Origin of the sequence: Leeuwenhoekiella sp. CH_XMU1409-2 (genome assembly GCF_037029365.1) — a bacterium.
Lineage (GTDB): Bacteria > Bacteroidota > Bacteroidia > Flavobacteriales > Flavobacteriaceae > Leeuwenhoekiella > Leeuwenhoekiella blandensis.
This window is the reverse complement of sequence record NZ_JAYMEI010000034.1, coordinates 1-1,729: the sequence shown is the minus strand read 5'-3', so window position 1 is coordinate 1,729 and position 1,729 is coordinate 1. Positions and strand designations below refer to the sequence as shown.

Annotated in this window: 1 protein-coding gene; it reads right to left on the bottom strand. The window is 43.0% G+C overall.

Annotated elements, in window-relative coordinates; translation table 11 throughout:
* Positions 1-146 precede the first annotated feature (146 nt).
* Entirely contained in the window at positions 147-1,652 is a 1,506-nt protein-coding gene (locus tag WA338_RS18730; RefSeq protein WP_272985161.1) for an IS1182 family transposase, read from the bottom strand.
* Positions 1,653-1,729: the final 77 nt, after the last annotated feature.

Below are 1,729 nucleotides of genomic sequence, written 5' to 3'. Positions count from 1 at the left end.
TGGTGACCGTTGCACAAGACTGTAAAACGCAATATTATGAACATAAATAAGCCGCTTTTAAGCGGTTTTTCTTTTTATGATCATTTAGATTTGGACAGAATTCAAAACTCTTAAAACGGATTTATCGCTGTTTGTCAGTCTGTTTTTCAGAAAAAAAAGGAAGCGAAAATTCCTGCTCCGCTTTTCGCTCGTTTTTGGGTGAACTTAAGGTATTTTTTGAGGTTGTAGGCAATGGCGGAGAGCTGCATACACTTATTAGCTTGCTTTAAGCCGATGGTATTTACTTTTCTCAATCCCATAAACTGTGTTAAGGTTCCGAACACAGGTTCTACCGTGCTTTGCCGCTTGCCTTTCATATACCGACCCTGTGGGCTTTCTACCCGAGCGATGTTGCGCTGATATTCTGCGCGATAATAGGTAACGCTGAACTTCTTTTCCTGAGCGCTTTTTCCCAGACAGCTGCTGCGTATAGGACAGTCAATGCACACATGCTTGCGACAACGGTATTCTTTCTTTCGAGTACCGGTTCTGTAATCGTTAAACTCCTTGGTGAATGGAATAATCTTACCCTGTGGGCACAGATAATGATCTTGTTCTTCAACATACGTAAACCCATCAGGACCGCCTTTAAAGGTGCCGTGAGGCGGTATAAAACTTTTGATTGCCTGACGCTCTAAAAATGCGTAGTTCTCTCCAGAGCTATATCCTGTATCGGCTACACAGTTCTCCCAGTACAGTCCTTGCTGCCACAGGCGGAGCTTTACACGCTTAACTATATCAGGCAGTTGCTGATTGTCTTTACCATCTGCGTGGTAGGCTTTAATGTCGGTGATCACGTGATGACCAGTATCTACACTAAGCTGACTCAAGTAATTGAGTTTTCTAGCCTTTCCGGGTTTAACACTTATGCGTGCGTCAGGATCAGTAGGACTGTAATGTGTTTTATTGCTGGTGTACTTACTGCCTTTATTTCCTGCTCCCGGTCGTTGATCCTGATCTTTACTCCAACGCTTGTTACGAGTAGCGATTGACTGTAGTTCCTGCTCATTAGCTGTTATGCTGCGTTGTCCCTTATTTGATTTATCGCCTTTACTCTTGCGCAAAGGCTGCTCTTTGTCCATCGCACTAATATGGCGTACCCTGCGAAGGTGAGACTCCAGTTCTTCCTCAGGAACTTTAAGCTCCAGACTATCCATTGAAGCATTAGCTTTTACCGGTGCGCTATCGATAGCTTGAGTATGACCGCTCACCATCCCGGCTTCTACACACAGGCTGAATACGTTTGTAAATACGGACTCAAAGACTTGTTCTGGGAAGAGTTGTCGTGTACGACTGATAGTAGAATGCCAGGGCAGCTCTTCATCAATATCATACCCGATGAAAAACAAGATATCCAGTCGCATACTGCAATGTTCGATAAGCTTGCGGTCACTAATGATATTCTCTAAATAGCCCACTAGGCAAAGTTTAAAGAAAACCACCGGATCTATACTCTTTTGACCGCTGTTGCCATAAAAGCCGCGTGTAAGATCATAGAGAAAATCTAAGTTTAAGGCTTCTTTCAATCGACGGTATAAATTAGTGACCGGTACCCGCTCACTCAGCTGAAAACTGTTGAACAGCTGTTCTTGATATACTTTTTTTCCTTGCATACCATGAAATTAAAACACAACTGTAAATTAAGTATAACCCGTATGTTAGCTTTTTGCTAACTTGTGCAACAGGCACA